Raw genomic sequence first — 1,809 nt, 5'->3', positions numbered from 1 at the left:
ATGCTGTAATTGCTTGATCATCGGTATTATCTAAATATGATGATAAATCTACTGTACCGCCATCTTCTAATGTTAAGATATTGCCTGACTCTAAAGTTAATGCCTGGTCATCTGTACTACCTGTTGCCAATTCTGCTAATGCTCCTTCTACATCACTTGATGTGAAATTACCTGCTGTATCTTCTATCGCTACCTCGTCTGCTTCTTGATCATCTGTTCCAGTAAAAGAAGTAGATGCTCCACTTTCATTCGTATAAGTAAAAGTACTATCACCATTCTCTGTTAAAGTAGTTACTGTTTCTTCAATTGTTACTGACGCTACATTTAAATATAAACCTCCGTCTGTACCAACTTGAATGTCATTATTTGCATCAGAACTTACTAATACAATTGTTTGAGAAGTACCAGTCCCATCTGTATATGTTATAGTCCCGTCATTATTATTAACTAGTGAACCTGCAACTTGATTCGTATTGATTGTTGCTACACTTCCTGAATCATCTGTAATGGTAAAGGTTCCATCACCATTATCCAATACTGTTGAACGTTTTGAATCAAATGTAGTTGCTACTCCATTTTCATTTGTATACGTGAAAGTACCATCGGTGTTATCAACTAAAGTAGAAGTTGTTTCTGTGAATGTTGTTGCCGTTCCGTCTTCTGATGTGTACGTAAAACTTCCGTCACCATTATCTACTAAAGTAGTTACGGTATTGTTTGTATCTACTATTGCTGCGTTTCCTGAATCATCTGTAATTGTAAATGTTCCATCACCATTATCTACTACTGTTGAACGTTTTGCATCGAATGTAGTTGCTATGCCATCTTCATTTGTATACGTGAAAGTACCATCGGTGTTATCAACTAAAGTAGAAGTTGTTTCTGTGAATGTTGTTGCCGTTCCGTCTTCTGATGTGTACGTAAAACTTCCGTCGCCATTATCTACTAAAATAGTGATTGTATTATTTGTATCTATTACTGCTGCATTTCCTGAATCATCTGTAATGGTAAAGGTGCCATCACCATTATCCACCACTGTTGAACGTTTTGAATCAAATGTAGTTGCTAAACCATCTTCATTAGTATACGTGAAAGTACCGTTTGTGTTATCTACTAATGTAGAAGTTGTTTCTGTGAATGTTGTTGCCGTTCCATCTTCTGATGTGTACGTAAAACTTCCGTCGCCATTATCTACTAAAGTAGTGATTGTATTATTTGTATCTACTACTGCTGCGTTTCCTGAATCATCTGTAATTGTAAATGTTCCATCACCATTATCTACTACTGTTGAACGTTTTGCATCGAATGTAGTTGCTATGCCATCTTCATTTGTATACGTGAAAGTACCATCGGTGTTATCAACTAAAGTAGAAGTTGTCTCTGTGAATGTTGTTGCCGTTCCGTCTTCTGATGTGTACGTAAAACTTCCGTCACCATTATCTACTAAAGTAGTGATTGTATTATTTGTATCTATTACTGCTGCGTTTCCTGAATCATCTGTAATAGTAAAGGTGCCATCACCATTATCCACCACTGTTGAACGTTTTGCATCGAATGTAGTTGCTAAACCATCTTCATTAGTATACGTGAAAGTACCATCGGTGTTATCAACAAGAGAAGTAACAGTTTCAGAAATAGTAACAGAAGCTACATTTAAATATAAACCTCCATCAGCTCCAACTTGAATATCATTGTTCGCCTGGTCACTTACTAAATCTATCGTTTGATCAACTCCATCCTCGTCTGTATAAGTTATTGTACCGTCATTATTATTTACAAGACTAGTTAAAGTCTCTAAATCTGAAACAT

At 36.0% G+C, this 1,809-nt stretch carries 1 protein-coding gene; it reads right to left on the bottom strand.

Annotation, left to right across the window (positions count from 1 at the left end; translation table 11 throughout):
- On the bottom strand, positions 1-1,809 hold a 1,809-nt coding region (locus KO500_RS02750; protein WP_368506849.1), incomplete at both ends, for a beta strand repeat-containing protein.

Origin of the sequence: Cellulophaga baltica (assembly GCF_018861125.1) — a bacterium.
GTDB lineage: Bacteria > Bacteroidota > Bacteroidia > Flavobacteriales > Flavobacteriaceae > Cellulophaga > Cellulophaga baltica_A.
Note: the sequence above shows the minus strand (reverse complement) of the source record. Positions and strands in the feature narration are given on the sequence as shown.